Genomic DNA, 15956 nt, shown 5'->3' on the forward strand with positions numbered 1-15956 from the left:
GAGCAATGAAAAGCATTCTGGTCATTGAAGACGATACAACGATTTCAGAGCTTCAAAGAGATTATTTGGAGATTAACGGGTTTGAAGTGAAGGTGGCTGCTGATGGCGAAGCAGGTCTTACAATGAGTCTTTCTGGTATGTATGACCTGGTGATTCTGGATTTGATGCTTCCCAAGATGAATGGATTTGAAGTCTGCAAGAAAATCCGCGAGAAGCAGGACATTCCTATTCTAATCGTAACATCCCGCCACGAAGATATTGATGTAATACGGGGCTTAGGTCTCGGTGCGGATGATTACATTACGAAGCCGTTTAAGCCTGCTGAGCTGGTCGCAAGGGTGAAAGCTCATCTGGCAAGATACGAGCGGTTGGTGGGTGTAAAGGACACGAAGAACATGATTTCAATTCGTGGTTTAAGTATCGATCCGGATACACGCAAAGTATTTGTTAATGATGAGGAAACCATTCTTACGACAAAAGAATTCGACTTGCTGTATTTCCTCGCCAGTCATCCCAATAAAGTTTTCAGCAAGGAGCATCTGTTTGAACGGATCTGGGGCATTGATGCACTTGGTGATATTCAAACCGTAACCGTGCATATCCGGAAAATTCGCGAGAAAATTGAAAAAGATTCGGCTAATCCCGTCTATATTGAGACATTATGGGGAGCGGGTTACCGCTGTAGAAGCTAGAGAAGAAGTCTGATCATCGATCAGGCTTTTTTTATTTTTAGTTCATAATAGTTAATAAAATTTTAATGAGATATTTACGGCTCGTTGAGGTCTTGGCTATAAAGTAGGGGAGGTCCACATGAGGATAACAAGCGATAGCGAGAAGGGAAGTTGTTTGGCATTATGCAAAATATATTCACAGCCGTCATACAGGGAATTGTAGAAGGACTAACTGAATTTCTTCCCGTGTCTTCGACGGGACATTTGATTTTGACCGGTAAATTACTAAACTTTACTGGTGACAAAGCGGATACTTTTGAAGTTACTATTCAGCTTGGAGCGATTCTGGCAGTTGCTGTTATTTACTGGCGCAGGATATTAAATCTGCTTGGTATGGGGAAGCTGCAACCTGATCAGGATAGCAGACTAAATTTGATTCATGTTATTCTTGCTTGCCTGCCAGCGATGGTACTTGGGTTAGCCCTGCACTCCGTTATTACATCCTATTTATTCTCTGCATACACCGTGCTCGCAGGATTGGTGCTGGGGGGGATCTTTATGCTGATTGGCGAACGCAGCCAGGCTTCCGTTCAATCCACTGGTGTTGATCAGATTACCTATAGACAAGCGGTATATATCGGATTGTTTCAATGCTTGGCATTATGGCCGGGCTTCTCGCGCTCTGGAGCAACGATTGCGGGAGGATTATTGTCAGGCGTTGAATACAAAGCAGCTACAAACTTTTCATTCTTAATCGCAATCCCAATGATGGTAGCTGCAAGCGGATATGAACTATTAAAGAACTATGACACATTAACGGCTTCAGATGCTGCATTTTTCATAACTGGGTTTATTGTTGCGTTTGTCGTTGCATTACTTGCCGTTATTACATTCTTGAAGCTCCTGGAACGATTCAAGCTTGCTCCATTTGCCTATTACAGATTTATACTCGCAGCTGTTTTTCTCATTTATCTGCTGGTAACGGGGGTATGATATGCAAAGTATTATCGAGTATATCTCAAATATAGGGGTTCAATTGGTTGATGCGATTGGTCTATATGGAATATTTATTGGAATGTTGTTGGAAAGTGCATGTATCCCAATTCCAAGTGAAGTCATTATGTTAAGCGGTGGATTGGCGGCAGCCAGCGGCTCGATGTCATGGCGGGAGGTAGCCATTGCGGGGGTGCTCGGCAATGTTGCAGGTTCAGTAATGGCCTACTATGTTGGAGTGCTAGGCGGGAGAAAGCTGTTAAACCGCTACGGAAAATATGTGTTGTTCAGAAGCTCGCATCTTGATCAGGCTGAACGTTGGTTTGAACGCTATGGTAAGGGAAGTGTGTTTTTTACAAGGAATCTGCCATTTATCCGAACTTTTATTTCGCTGCCGGCAGGTATTGCGAAGATGAAGTTCTCTACTTTTATCATATATACCTTTCTAGGCTGCATTCCGTGGAATATGGCATTAGCGTATGCGGGGTATAAGTGGGGAGAAAGTGCTGATCGATTAGAGAGCTACATGCATCCTATCAGTTATGCCATTGCCGTTCTTCTGGTCGGATTGCTTGTATACTGGCTATTCAGAAAAAAAAGGTCTTGGGTATGATACAGCCAGCAGCGATTCATGCATCAGTCTCTAATCTGATAATCGAACATTATGATTATAGCTTTACGTCTGAGGGTTGAGCCGGTTATTCATCTCAAAGTATCGAATAACAGTCCGGAAGTATTAACAGGTGATCTTTTGGACCAATTGGACCGTGCTTTTAATACCAGTCAAGATGAATGGGGTTATAAACATGTAGGAAATGCCATCGCCGTACATGATGTTACTCTCGAACCTGGAAGGAATCAAACTCTTGAAATTCAGAATGCTCCTGCGCTGAAGTCAGGTGATTATAGAGCAAATATTCAGTTTCGACATTTAAAGGAATCCAATCAGGATCAGTTTGATTTTTCGATAACCAAATCAGATGTAAGTCAATCTGGTCTGGAAGATTTCCAATCTCACAGCGGGAGCAGCCGTCGTACTCAGCTCCTGAAATATAAGTCGATAACTATTGTTAGCCTAATCATAATTACATGGGCTTTAGTTAGACTGTTTCGTGAAAAGTCGTAATCAATTCGATTAATAGTAAGGAGACAGTTTATGTACATCTACAAAACTGAACATCAGTCTAAAGCAGCTGATTTGTTAGTGAAAGTGCCAGAAATCACCTTGTACTTCTGGATTACGAAGCTCATTACCACTGGTATGGGGGAAGTGGCATCTGATTATTTATTTGAGCGTTTAAATCCTTTAATTTCCCTGCCGCTGAGCGTGGCAATTTTTGTTGCTGCAATGATTCTTCAGTTCAAAGCAAGACGTTATGTGCCCAGTCTATATTGGCTTGTTGTTATCATGGTGAGTATTTTTGGTACAACGGCAGCAGATGTTGTTCGTGTTGGCTTGGGAATACCTTATGTGGCATCTACGATCTTTTTTGCTGTGATGCTCTCTGCAGTTCTCATTACCTGGTATATAAAAGAGGGAACTTTATCCGTGCATCATATAAATTCCCGCCGAAGAGAAATTTTTTATTGGCTGACTGTTTCGACTACGTTTGCGCTTGGTACAGCGGCAGGTGACATGACCGCTTCCAATATGCATTTAGGTTATTTATCATCAGGAATTATGTTTAGTGTTGTTCTCGTAATACCTGCACTTGGTTATTGGCTGTTTAATATGAAAGAAGTAGCTGCTTTCTGGTTTGCATATATTATGACGCGGCCTGTTGGTGCATCGTTTGCAGACTGGTTATCTGCTTCGCATGCCGATGGGGGAGCAGGTTATGGCAAAGGAAGTGTGAGTTTAATTTTATTCGTTATTATCGTACTTCTTGTTTTCATTCGAGGTGGTGCTCCGGCTAAGATAGAGGAACAGCAACATTCTGTAACCAATCCATAACTCTTATCATTTCATGCTAATTTCATAGTTTATTGATATATTAAAGTTCTATGAAGTTACAGGAGGTAAGAATCATGCGCATCTTGCTGGCGGAGGACGATGAAACGCTTGGCGAGTTAACCGAGCATCAACTAAAGCGGCAATATCATGTTGTCGATTGGATGAAGGATGGTCAGCAGGCGAGGGATGCTATTGTAGCTAGCCGTTATGACGTATATGTGCTTGATTGGATGCTGCCCGAGATGACCGGCATGGAACTCGTGCGGGAGATCCGCAGCAAGGGAGATCATACCCCCATTCTGTTATTGACGGCAAGAGATGCCGTTCAAGACCGGGTGGAAGGGCTGCGTGCAGGTGCAGATGATTATATGATAAAGCCCTTTGCATTCGAGGAGCTGGAAGCGCGCTTGATTGCTTTATTCAGGCGGCAGGAGCGGGGTTATCAGTCGGATACATTAAGCATGGGGGATATAACAGCACATTTGAACCGGTTCGAAGTAACACGGGGAGGCTTAGCAATTGCGCTTACGCGGCGAGAGTTTCAATTACTTGTCTGCTTGATGCGACATGCAGGCCAAGTGTTGTCACGGGAGCAATTGCTTGATCATGTATGGGGAATCGGATCGGATGTGACTTTGAACGTTGTAGACGCAACGATTAAATTACTTCGCAAAAAAATGGACGGGCATTACCAGTCAAAATGTATCCAAAGTGTCTATGGTGCAGGCTATCGGCTGCTGATGGATGGGGAGAAGTCATGTTCAAACGTACGCGAACCCGGCTAACGCGCGAATTCTCGCTAACCGTTGGTATTATTCTGATGATATCTGCGCTCTTCTCCTTGTGGATGGTGCAGCATATGCTGACGACAACAGAGGATAATCAGCTTAAGGCGTTAAGCAGTCAATATGAGACAGAGCTGCAGAAGCTTCTCGCTTCGCCTAAGGGGGAAGTCTTGTACGACTCTTCAGTTGGCCAAGGGAAGGTCAACGCTTCTTTTGCTCCAAGCGGTTTGCAGTTGAATCAAATGGCGTGGTTGATCGATCCTAACGGGCAGATTATTTTCGAATCTCCTTCAACTAGCAAGCTTGGTGTATCAGGTGAGGAGTTTCCTACGGCAGCCTTATTGCCGAGCCTTCTATCGAAACCGGACAACGACTTTCATAATGTTCGAGCTTATGGCCGGACCTTTCGTATTGGAGGGACAGTCATTGCAACAGGTGAGATCAAAGATTATCGGATCCTCGTCGCACAGGAAGTGACAAGTGATACCGCGTTATTGAATCAGCTGCGATGGGCGTTCGCAGGTTTCGCCCTTCTCTTGCTAGCTGCCGGTGGGGCTGCTGGTTATATTCTGGCGGGACGAGCAATGGGTCCGATTGCGCAAGCTTTCCACAGACAGGAACAGTTCACTTCTGATGCGTCGCATGAGCTTCGGACACCTCTTAGCATTTTGAAATCCGCCTATGAAGTGTTGGATGAGGAAAGCAATAAGCTTCCCGACTTTCACCGTCATGTGCTTATGAAGTCGGGACGTGAAATTCATCATATGAGCCGGCTTGTCGATAATTTGCTTGTACTAGCTCGAAGTGACAGCGGCCGGATTGAACTGGCAGTAACTCGCTTCTCATTAAGGAACACGATTAGCCAAGTAATTGAGCAGGTTGAGCCGATTGCAGCATCGAGGACTGTGAAGCTAGTATGGAATGGTGGAGAAGACACTGCGGCCATGGACGAAGTAATGATCCAATCAGATGAAGTGCGTATAAGGCAGCTTCTTCTTATCTTGATCGAGAATGCGATTCAATATAATCGGGAAGGCGGCAAAGTTACGGTGTCGCTGGATGTGAACCCTTATAAGACGTCCTTTACCGTGAGCGATACGGGAATTGGCATTGAGGAGGAGCATTTGCCTCGGATTTTTGAACGATTTTATCGAATGGATAAAGCCCGAACTCGTCGTTCGGAGGGCACTGGCCTTGGACTTGCGATTGCTAAACAAATTGTGGATGCTCATCGTGCTAAGATCGAAGTATGGAGTACGTCGCAATCGGGGACAACATTTCGCGTCACGCTGCCAAACCTTTCAGATTCTTTTCAGAATGTTAGCCTATCTTAATATATGCAGCCTCCGGAATAAGGACGGTAATCTGACTAAGGATGGGATCTAACGATGAAGAAAAATTGGAAAATCGCAGGCGCAGCATTATTGATCGCGATCGCTGTACCGGTAACCGCCTATGCGGCGGACAACATGAACGGCAAAGCGACAGCCGATCTTAAGAAAGAGAGCTCCGCTGTACAGAAATCAACTTCGGTTGGCGGTCAAGACGAGAAGCGGGATCAAGATAAAGGGATTAAGCTGGATGTTCAGGAAATTGCAGCTTCGAAGCTTGGCTTGGATCAATCGGCTTTGGAACAAGCCGTGAAAGATGGCGAATCGCTTGCTGATATTGCAAAAGAGAAAGGAATTGAGCTTCAGCCACTGATTGTTGAGCTGACACAGGAAATAATTGAAGCCATTAACTTAAAACGCGGATCGGAAGAATTTACTTCTGAGGAGCAGGAGAATGTGAAGAAGAAGGCTTCTATGGAAGCGGAGCGTATCTTCACAATGCCGCTTAATAAGGAACAAGATAAGCAGGATGGTTCAGGAGGAATGAATATCCAGGCCGCTTTCGAGCTGATTGGCATTGACAAAGCGGAGTTCGCGAAGGAAGTCCAAGCAGGTAAAACATTCGCCGACATTGCCAAGGATCATGGTGTTTCCCGCCAGCAGTTGATTGACGCGCTTATGTCCGATGTGAATGACAAAATCACAGAGGTTCAAGCTAATGGAGATATTACCAAAGAGCAGGCAGACCAGAAAAAACAAGCAGTGATGAAGGATGTCGAAACTTTTGTCGATCAGACTCAGACCGTTTTTGAAAAGAAGCAATAAGTTGCATGATGAAAAGCTGCCGGATATGGCAGCTTTTTTAATATAAAGATTTGACTACAATTGCGTAGTGCTATACTCTGCAATGAGGAACAGACATTCGAAACAGCCAAAGGGAGATACAAATGCCTTCAATTATTGCTAAACCATTTGATAAAGAAATGCAAAACCTGTTAGGTGAATTAAGCTCAGGATATCATGCAGGAGAATTGAGCCAGAAAGATCCGTCGGAATTGACCGAAGAAATCTATATCATCGAGAATGATGATGAAATGGTTGGATATGGCGTCATCCGAGAATACGCACAAGGCAACCAGTTAATTCAGAAGGCGGAGAAGGATTATTTTCACCCGGATGAAAGGTATTTGCAGAGGGATTTCTATATTGAGATTAAGAATGAAACCAACTTTGTATTTATTGAAGTATTAGATGTGCTGAAGGAGCATGAAGGAAGAGGGTATGCAGCGTTTTTCATGAATTGGCTGAAAGCTAAATATCCGAATAAACGGATATATGTATACTCGCTTGATAAATCACAAAACTTTTGGTTTAAACAGCAGTTCGAGGTTGTTGGAAACACGGTTTGGATGACATATAACTAATAGAAAAAAGCCCCAATTGGGGCTTTTTTTATGCTCACTGATGATTTTTAGTTTTATTTATCCACTTGTAATGTTTGTTTTCGACTAGTTTGCCGTGCTGGAAGTATGCAGAGAAGAGTCGCAGCAAGTGCGGCAATAATAAATACAACGGACCCTAACAAGGAAGTTGATATAGCATGGGCAAATTGTAAGCTGGAAGGTTGATCTGTATGGCTTGATTGATTAAATACAGTTATGAGAACAGCCAAACCTAACGATGCACCACTTTGATGTGCGACATTAATGAGACCCGAAGCTGCACCCGTATCTTGAGGCTCGACATCGGTAAGTCCCATTGCTGTGAGCGGCTGAAATACCATTCCGGCGCCAATACCCATAATCGCGAGAAGGATGAACATTTCAGGGAAGAAATGACCTTGTACGGAAATGTTTCGACTGAGCAACAGTGTACCAATGATTGCGATTATTAAACCAGCCATCAGAACTTTAATGTTTCCAAAACGCTGTACGAGCCCATGCATCAGGTACATCATCCCGAATTGGGCGACCGTAAATGGCAGGAAGGCGAGACCTGCTTCAAATGAGCTGAAGTGGGCGACGTTCTGCAAATATTGAGGGATAAAGAAAAAGAGTGAAAAATTCCCGCCTACCATCAGAAATCGTCCTAGATAAGCTCCCGACCGGTGGCGGCTTGCAAACAATCGGAGCGGGATGATTGGCTCAGCAGCTCGAGCTTCAGTAAGAACGAATGCTGTTAATAGAACAATACCTGCTGTAAGTGGAATCCATGTTTCAGGCTTCCCCCAACCGTAATCTGCAGCTTGAACAAAGCCATATACTAACCCCGTCATGCCAATGACAGATGTGAGCGCACCCCATAGATCAAACCGCCCTGTTCGAATAGTTGTTTTCTGGATAAACTTCTGTACCAAATACAGCAGAGCGATCCCAATAGGAACATTAATAAACATCCCGAGACGCCACGATATAAAATCGGTGAAAAATCCACCAAGAATAAGACCAATACTGCCGCCGGCAGCTGAAACGGCACTATACATCGCAATTGCTCTGGCACGTTCCTTGGCTTCAACAAAGCTTGCTGACAGTAAAGCCAGTGCAGCAGGTGTTGCTAATGCAGCCGCAAAGCCTTGGAAAGCACGGGAGATTAGCAGAAATTCAGCTGTTGGAGCAAGCCCGGCCAGTAGAGAGGTCAGCGAAAATAACCCTATGCCTATACCAAGCATTCTTCTCCGCCCTAATAGATCTCCAGCCCGAGCACCAAGCAACAAGAAACCGCCAAACGCTAAAATGTAGCTGTTTTGAACCCAGGTCGAGCTGGTTGTCGACATATGAAGCGAGCGGCCGATTTGAGGAATTGCTGTCACCATAATAGAAGCATCAAGCACAACAATTAGTTGGCATGCAATAATAATGGTTAGAATAATCCATTTGGACTGATGCATTTACATGTTCCTTTCCATAATGAAAGATAGTGGTTCTGAGAAACATTATGGATGGAATCAGCGTAAAGAAGTAGATCGTTCCTGCTTAAAAGTTGCCTAAAGCTGCAAAATGATGTATATAATCAAGAAACAAGACGGGAGTGATGAAAGGAATGTTGGAACAGCTAAATCAACTTATTACCATGACGGATCGGATTACCTTGACAGAAGGAAGGACGCCAACCATCGTACCGTTTCTTTCTATTGTCAGACGCTGTCACGATACCTTTCGTAGTCCAGGTGTATTAACCCCGTCCTTTTGTCTAATCCTTCAAGGGGCGAAGAAGCTATATCTTGGCCAAGACATTTTTCATTATGGAGCGGGAGATTACTTGGCATCGCTAATTGATATTCCGGCTTCTGGCCAAGTCGTAGGGACTGCAGAACAATCCCCGTATATTGGGCTGCGAATCGATTTTACTACGCAAGAAATTGCTTCTGTCGTCATGGAGGCAGAGATCCTTACGGAGCCAAAGGAGAAAAATCCGAGTGCCGGAGCATTCATTGGCAAATCGGATGCTGATCTGCTCGATATCTTTTACCGTTTAATGAAGCTAATGGACAAGCCCAATCAGGTTCGATATATGTCCGAGCTGCTCAAAAAGGAAATGATATTTAACTTGCTGTCAGGTGATTATGGACATTTATTTATGCAAAAGATGTTGTTTGATCAAAGGGCAGATGGAGTTGGTAAGGCAATCCAATGGATTCAAGAAAACTACACACGTTCTTTTACCGTTGAGGAGTTGGCAAAGTCCTGCAATTTGAGTACCTCTGGCCTGCATCACAAATTCAAAGCGATTACAACTATGGGACCTTTACAGTATCAAAAGCAGCTTCGGCTTCAAGAAGCCAGGCGGCTGATGTTAAGTGGTCCCGTAGGGGCAACGATGGCCGCAATGACTGTTGGCTATGAAAGTCCTTCCCAATTCAATCGGGAATACCGAAGGCTCTTTGGCCAGCCTCCTCTGCAGGATATGAAGATGATGCGTAAATCATCAAGCGTATGGGGATTTGAGGATAGTTAAGTGCGTTATACAAAAAAGTGCCTGGCATTGTCTAAATCAATGCCAGGCACTTTATTTGTTTTGTTTAGAATCAGCGTAAAGACTTGAATGCCGCACGGAGTTCATTCGTGAATAACACAGGTTGTTCCCACGCTGCGAAATGGCCACCTTTATCGAGCACGTTGTAATAGAAGAGTTTAGGATAAGCCTGCTCTGCCCAGCTTTTTGGTGCTTCATAAAGCTCGTCAGGGAAGACGCTTACTGCCGTTGGTATCGAGACACCTTTGACGCCAAAGAAGGGATACTTGTTCTCCCAATAGAGGCGCGCCGAAGAAATCGCGGTGTTCGTTAGCCAATACAGCGTGATGTTATCGAGGACATCGTCTCGCGATAGTCCTTCCTGTTTGCCGGCAAACGCTTTGGAGATCATAGCTAAACTCTTAGCATCATGATCAAGCATGAAGGCTGCTAATCCAACTGGCGAGTCGGCCAGTCCGGTAAGTGTTTGCGGACGCCTTCCCATCATATCGCCATATCCAAGATGCTTGAAAAAGAAATCGAGCTGTTCATAAGCGCGTTTCTCGTCAGCGGTGAGACCTGATGGCATTGGACCGCCGGACTGTAGTGCCTTTTCGACATCTGCTGGAACTGTACCTGGCATATTGGAGTGAATACCGATCAGTCCTTCGGGCTTTTGTACAGCCATCAAGTCCGTTATGATCGCTCCCCAATCTCCTCCTTGTGCTACATATTTCGTGTAGCCAAGACGTTTCATCAGCTCTATCCATGCACGTGCAATACGGTCGGGGCCCCAGCCAGTCGTGGTTGGTTTTTCCGAGAATCCATATCCAGGCATGGATGGAATCACAACATCAAAGGCATCTGAAGCTTTACCACCATAGGCTGTGGGATTAGTAAGTGGGTCAATAATCTTCATCATCTCAATAAAAGAACCAGGCCATCCATGAGTAAGAATAATCGGCAGAGCACCTTTATGCTTTGAACGAACGTGAATAAAGTGAATGTCCAGACCATCGATATTCGTGATGAACTGTGGGTAGGTGTTTAGCTTTGCTTCAAATTTGCGCCAGTCATAATCATTTGCCCAATAACGTGCGAGCTCCTGCATTGTTTCTAGCTGCGTGCCTTGAGATTGATCCAGGACAGTCTCCCGGTCAGGCCATTTGGTTTCGTTGATACGCTTACGGAGCTCAGTAAGTTCAGCTTCTGGAATACTCACTTGAAACGGACGAATGGCGTTCGTTGCGGTAGGTTGAGAGGTACCTTGTGGTTTCCCGTTAACGACTATGGTATTTGTGCCGCAGGCCGTTAATCCCAGGGACAGGACTAGAAGAATTGCAAAGCTAAAGTATTTGCTGCTGTTCATAGATGGTAATGTTCCTTTCGAGTCATCCTTTGTACCATTAAGTTCCATCTAAAAGGTAAATATTATTCCGCTGAAACCTAATTCATCATCAATACCGTTGAAACAAGGAACGTTTAAAACTCCCGCGAGAAGGAAAAATATGAGCATAATCATTTTCATAATGGCGGGAGGGGTATCATGTCTGCGGAAACAAGCTCTAAATCTGAAATTAATGCTCCCATTAGCAAATCTTTAGATGAGAATGAACAACTCCTTAGAGATGCATTTAGAAACTGCTATGATATTGTCTTTCGTCCTATTCGAATCTTCGGACAATTGAATATCTTATTGGTTTACATGGATGGTTTGGCTGATGCCAAAACATTGGATAACTCGCTGCTCAAAATTTTGATGTCAGGAGCTCCTCTATATGAATCGGGGGAGCAGAACGATCCACATTTGATATTAGAGCAGCAGCTGGCCTCTATCGCAAAAACAATAATGACTGAGAAAATGAATGACGCAATAGAAGGCATTTTATCTGCTCAGGTGGTCATTTTATCGGATAAATCAAACCATGCTTGTATTGCAGATTTGAAAGGTTTTGAACAACGAGGCATTGAAGAGCCCTCCAATGAGATAACGATACGGGGACCAAAAGAAGGCTTCACAGAAAACATAAATGTGAACACAAGCTTGGTGCGCAGAAAAATCCAGAGTACAAAGCTTAAAATGGAGTCAATAACGGTCGGTAATCTTTCCAAAACAACAGTTGTCATCGCTTACTTGGAGGGCATCGCTAAAGATTCGGTTATCGAAGAAGTTCGGAAACGAATCAACCACATCCAGATCGATACCGTGCTAGGCGGAAATTTTATCGAGGAATTCATAGAGGATCATCCGTTCACGTTATTCCCGCAAGTGCAGAACACTGAACGCCCGGATATCGTTGCTTCCTATCTTGCGGAAAGAAAAGTAGCGATATTCGTAGATGGCTCGCCTTTTGTCTTAATCGTTCCATGTTCTTTCTGGAGCGCATTCCAGTCAGCCGATGATTATTATGAACGGTTTATATACGCAACTCTCATACGTTGGCTTCGAATGATATTGATTATAGGTTCATTATTCTTGCCTTCTATTTACGTGGCCATCACAACGTTTCATCCGCAATTGCTTCCTGCTAATTTTCTGCTTAGTATTACTTCTGCTCGTGAGGGAGTTCCTTTTCCAGCGGTTATTGAAGCCTTGCTGATGGAATTTCTCTTCGAAGGCTTGCGCGAGGCTGGGATTCGGATACCGCGTCCGACTGGCTCAGCAATCAGTATAGTAGGTGCTCTCGTTATTGGACAAGCAGCCGTTGAGGCAGGAATCGTTTCAGCTCCGATGGTCATAGTCGTTTCTATTACAGGAATTGCTTCTCTCATTACTCCCAGATACAGTATGGGAATTGCTTTTCGTGTACTTCGTTTTCCGATGCTCATATTCTCAGGGATGTTCGGATTATATGGCATGACGATGGCGACGATTTTCCTTTATATTCACCTTACAAATCTGGAGTCATTCGGAGTACCTTATTTAAGTCCAATTTCTCCACTCTCCAGAACTGAATTAAAGGATGTATTAATTCGTGCGCCAAGATGGGCTATGAATACGCTCCCGTTATCGGGTTCCAAGCGCAATAAGTTACGAATTCCCAAAGGTCAAAAACCAGGTGGCGAAGGAGACGAAGTATCATGAAACATCGCCTGGAAGCTTTTATTGGTGTAATCCTCTGTATCGTAATAACGACAGGTTGTTGGGATCGTGTTGAACTGTCCGACCGGGCATTTGATCTTGCAGCATCGACTGATCTGTTAGAAGACGGGAGCTATTTGACTGCGGCTCAATTTATTATTCCATCGAGGATTTCAGGAGGAGCAAGTAATGGACAGCCTTATTTTGTTGAGACAGGTAACGGTAAAACTCTTCTTGAAGCCATTCAAAAGTCGCGGCAAAAGCTTTCCAGGCTTATAACCCGGGGTCATCGGCGGAATTATTACATTGGTGAAGATCTGGCTAAGCATGGAATTAAAGAGCTGCTAGATGGATTTTCAAGAGATCCAGGTAATCGTATCCGATTAGACATTTGGGTGGTTAAGGGAAGTAGAGGTATGGAAGCTTTGCAGGTCCATTATCCTCTGGAGAAAATTCCATCTGTTGCTTCCTCCAAAATTCATAGGGCAATTGGAGGGACGACATCCACGTCTTACCTCGACTTTATGATGGCTTCAAGTGACGAGGGGAGCAGCCCAACCCTGCCTGTCGTTGATATCGTTCAGGGGGCTTCTCCGCAAAAGACAATACTATTTTATGGCCGCGCTATTTTTAACCATGACTATAAACTTGTTGGCTATTTGAACTTTGTGGAAGGTGCTTATCGACAGTGGATTCTGAAGAGAATTTCTTATTTGGATATAGCTGAAGAAATACCCGAAGCAGGTGGGAGTGTCGGAATTATTGTTAACAGCTTCGGAAGCAAAGTAAAGAGCAGCATTTTAGGAACTAATAAGGTGAAAATAGAGATCGAGTTAACGGGAGCGGGACATGTTGGGGAGAACAATACCAATCTCAACCTAAACGAATCACAAAATTTGAAGCTTGTTCAGAATGAGATTAACATGAAGACGAGCGAGCATGTTCTTGAAATGATTACTAAAGTTCAAAAGCAATTTGGCACCGATGTATTGGGATTTAATCAAATTGTGAATCGTCAACATCCAGCTGAATGGAACAAAATCAAAGGACACTGGGATACGATATTTCCAGACATCGAAGTTACGGTCCATGTCAACATCAACTTGAAATACGTTGGTTTAGTGGGACCATCGCTTCTCTATAAAGAAAGTGAGATTAAATAATGAAAATCTCCGGTTATCAGCTGTTTTGGCTTATTTTTACGATGGAGTTTGGGATGACAGCTATTTTTACTCTTTCGCCCGCCGTATTTATGTCTAAACAAGACACTTGGATTTCAATTATCTTCGCAACTTTGATAGCCTTAGCTACTACATTCGTTGCTGTTAAACTAAGTCTCCTCTATCCGGAACAGACCTTTATTCAATCGAGTCAACTGATCCTCGGAAAGTGGCTTGGGAAAATCATATTGATCCCTTACTTTGTGATGTGGATTACTGTGACTGGTGTAATTCTGAGGGAATTCGCGGATTTTGTGTACATCACCTTATTTAGCTCGACGCCACTTTGGAGTATTATTCTCATCATGTTATGTGCTGTCGTATATGCGACCAGCAGCGGGGGACTTAAAAGTATTGCCCGCAGCGGCGAAATCATTGGTCCTGTAGCCGCATTAGGCAGTATTCTCATCTTTTTCTTTAGTGTGAAGGACTGGGATTGGCTAAGACTGCTACCGGTATACTCCAACACAGGATTTGTACCTATTCTGAAAGGAAGCCTCACACCAGCCTCTTTTCTTGCAGAATCCTTTATGGTAGTCATGTTAGTAGCTTTTATGAAAACACCAAAGCGTGTTATGAGTTCATCTTTACTAGGAGTTGCAGCTGCCTCAATTGCTGTTCTAGCGATGACCTTAATTGTAATTATGGTCTTTGGACCGAATTTACCGGCTAAATTTGTTTATCCGCTTTATTCGATAGTGTCTTATATCTCGGTTATGGAATTTATCCAGAACGTTGATGTTTTAATTGTACTGTTGTGGATCATCAGTATTTTTATCAAGTTGTCACTTTATATGTTCATCACCAGTTATGGTACCGCTCAATTATTTCATATTAAAAAATGGAAGCATACGATTTGGTGGATTGCGCCAATTGTGTTCATTCTTTCACTGCTGCCAAGAAACACACTGGATACTATGGATTACGCCAAGTCTGTCTGGCATGATGTGATATTCCCTGTAAATCTTGTAGGGATACCGTTACTCTTATGGATTATTGGTGTGATTCGTAAAAAGGCAGCATTATGATAAGTAAATTATTACCTGTTGAACTTACTAGATGAACCGTGGTATATTCTATTTCCGGCCGAGAGAGACATGTGGTTGGACAGAAAAAGCTGAACACCATTGATTGATAGAAACTATGATCGATGAAAAATAAAGCTTGACTCTAAAATTCATAACGTGATAAGATACACAGCGTTGTGAAATAAATTGTTCTTTGAAAACTGAACAACGAGCAAAACTGCCCCGTTAGAAATAACGGAAAAAGCGATGTATTGATCTCTATCGAAGTAACTCAGCGATGAGCGACCGCGATTAGAGGTTGATCAAAACGCCGATTGGAAAACTTGTTTTCCAATGCGGTATAAAAGTTTGAGCAAGTCAAACAAACCATTTCATGGAGAGTTTGATCCTGGCTCAGGACGAACGCTGGCGGCGTGCCTAATACATGCAAGTCGAGCGGATCTTTTCCTTCGGGAAAAGATTAGCGGCGGACGGGTGAGTAACACGTGGGTAACCTGCCCATAAGACTGGGATAACATTCGGAAACGAATGCTAATACCGGATACGCGAATTGGTCGCATGGCCGAATCGGGAAAGGCGGAGCAATCTGCCACTTATGGATGGACCCGCGGCGCATTAGCTAGTTGGTGAGGTAACGGCTCACCAAGGCGACGATGCGTAGCCGACCTGAGAGGGTGATCGGCCACACTGGGACTGAGACACGGCCCAGACTCCTACGGGAGGCAGCAGTAGGGAATCTTCCGCAATGGACGAAAGTCTGACGGAGCAACGCCGCGTGAGTGATGAAGGTTTTCGGATCGTAAAGCTCTGTTGCCAGGGAAGAACGCTTACGAGAGTAACTGCTCGTAAGGTGACGGTACCTGAGAAGAAAGCCCCGGCTAACTACGTGCCAGCAGCCGCGGTAATACGTAGGGGGCAAGCGTTGTCCGGAATTATTGGGC

General features: G+C 44.1%; 15 protein-coding genes and 1 rRNA gene. 14 read left to right on the forward strand and 2 right to left on the reverse strand.

The window, feature by feature from the left end:
• Positions 1 to 5 precede the first annotated feature (5 nt).
• The 9 genes from FHS17_RS09525 to FHS17_RS09565 all read left to right on the forward strand — a co-directional run bounded on the left by FHS17_RS09525 (position 6) and on the right by FHS17_RS09565 (position 7158).
• Positions 6 to 692: a response regulator transcription factor gene (locus FHS17_RS09525; protein WP_167278138.1), complete on the forward strand. Its 687-nt coding sequence runs from the start codon at positions 6 to 8 to the stop codon at positions 690 to 692.
• A gap of 162 nt (positions 693 to 854) precedes the next feature.
• Positions 855 to 1664 carry an undecaprenyl-diphosphate phosphatase gene (locus FHS17_RS09530; protein WP_167278139.1) on the forward strand — a complete coding sequence of 270 codons (810 nt, stop codon included), beginning with the start codon at positions 855 to 857 and terminating at the stop codon, positions 1662 to 1664.
• 1 nt (position 1665) lies between these two features.
• Positions 1666 to 2277, forward strand: coding sequence for a DedA family protein (locus FHS17_RS09535; RefSeq protein ID WP_167278140.1), 612 nt, complete (start codon positions 1666 to 1668; stop codon positions 2275 to 2277).
• A gap of 138 nt (positions 2278 to 2415) precedes the next feature.
• Entirely contained in the window at positions 2416 to 2790 is a 375-nt protein-coding gene (locus FHS17_RS09540; protein ID WP_167278141.1) for a hypothetical protein, read from the forward strand.
• Positions 2791 to 2820: 30 nt separating this feature from the next.
• On the forward strand, positions 2821 to 3618 hold the full coding sequence (locus FHS17_RS09545; RefSeq protein WP_167278142.1) for a COG4705 family protein: 798 nt from the start codon (positions 2821 to 2823) through the stop codon (positions 3616 to 3618).
• Between the two features lie 74 nt (positions 3619 to 3692).
• On the forward strand, positions 3693 to 4403 hold the full coding sequence (locus tag FHS17_RS09550; RefSeq protein ID WP_167278143.1) for a response regulator transcription factor: 711 nt from the start codon (positions 3693 to 3695) through the stop codon (positions 4401 to 4403).
• A complete protein-coding gene (locus FHS17_RS09555) occupies positions 4376 to 5737 on the forward strand; it encodes a sensor histidine kinase (RefSeq protein ID WP_167278144.1) in 1362 nt (453 codons plus the stop codon). Before FHS17_RS09550 ends, FHS17_RS09555 begins: the two co-directional genes overlap by 28 nt.
• 54 nt (positions 5738 to 5791) lie before the next feature.
• A complete protein-coding gene (locus FHS17_RS09560) occupies positions 5792 to 6559 on the forward strand; it encodes a hypothetical protein (RefSeq protein WP_167278145.1) in 768 nt (255 codons plus the stop codon).
• 122 nt (positions 6560 to 6681) lie between these two features.
• The gene (locus FHS17_RS09565; protein ID WP_167278146.1) at positions 6682 to 7158 is read left to right on the forward strand and encodes a GNAT family N-acetyltransferase; all 477 of its coding nucleotides are present in this window, start codon (positions 6682 to 6684) and stop codon (positions 7156 to 7158) included.
• Between the two features lie 53 nt (positions 7159 to 7211).
• Here the strand turns inward: FHS17_RS09565 and FHS17_RS09570 are convergent, their stop codons facing one another.
• Positions 7212 to 8621, reverse strand: a complete 1410-nt coding sequence (locus FHS17_RS09570) for an MFS transporter (RefSeq protein ID WP_167278147.1) — start codon at positions 8619 to 8621, stop codon at positions 7212 to 7214.
• A gap of 152 nt (positions 8622 to 8773) precedes the next feature.
• On the opposite strand from FHS17_RS09570, the gene FHS17_RS09575 reads away from it, so the two are divergent.
• Positions 8774 to 9688, forward strand: a complete 915-nt coding sequence (locus FHS17_RS09575) for an AraC family transcriptional regulator (protein ID WP_208420274.1) — start codon at positions 8774 to 8776, stop codon at positions 9686 to 9688.
• A 70-nt stretch (positions 9689 to 9758) separates the two neighbouring features.
• Here the strand turns inward: FHS17_RS09575 and FHS17_RS09580 are convergent, their stop codons facing one another.
• A complete protein-coding gene (locus FHS17_RS09580; protein WP_167278149.1) occupies positions 9759 to 11054 on the reverse strand; it encodes an epoxide hydrolase family protein in 1296 nt (431 codons plus the stop codon).
• Between the two features lie 177 nt (positions 11055 to 11231).
• Between FHS17_RS09580 and FHS17_RS09585 the strand changes: the two genes are divergently transcribed.
• From FHS17_RS09585 to FHS17_RS09600, 4 genes are all read left to right on the forward strand, one after another.
• Entirely contained in the window at positions 11232 to 12770 is a 1539-nt protein-coding gene (locus FHS17_RS09585) for a spore germination protein (RefSeq protein WP_167278150.1), read from the forward strand.
• Entirely contained in the window at positions 12767 to 13930 is a 1164-nt protein-coding gene (locus tag FHS17_RS09590; RefSeq protein ID WP_167278151.1) for a Ger(x)C family spore germination protein, read from the forward strand. Before FHS17_RS09585 ends, FHS17_RS09590 begins: the two co-directional genes overlap by 4 nt.
• A complete protein-coding gene (locus tag FHS17_RS09595) occupies positions 13930 to 15015 on the forward strand; it encodes a GerAB/ArcD/ProY family transporter (RefSeq protein WP_167278152.1) in 1086 nt (361 codons plus the stop codon). The genes FHS17_RS09590 and FHS17_RS09595 overlap by 1 nt, the downstream gene beginning before the upstream one ends.
• 370 nt (positions 15016 to 15385) lie before the next feature.
• Positions 15386 to 15956: ribosomal RNA gene (locus FHS17_RS09600) — 16S ribosomal RNA — on the forward strand; the annotation flags it as partial.

This window comes from Paenibacillus lupini, from assembly GCF_011761355.1.
GTDB lineage: Bacteria > Bacillota > Bacilli > Paenibacillales > Paenibacillaceae > Pristimantibacillus > Pristimantibacillus lupini.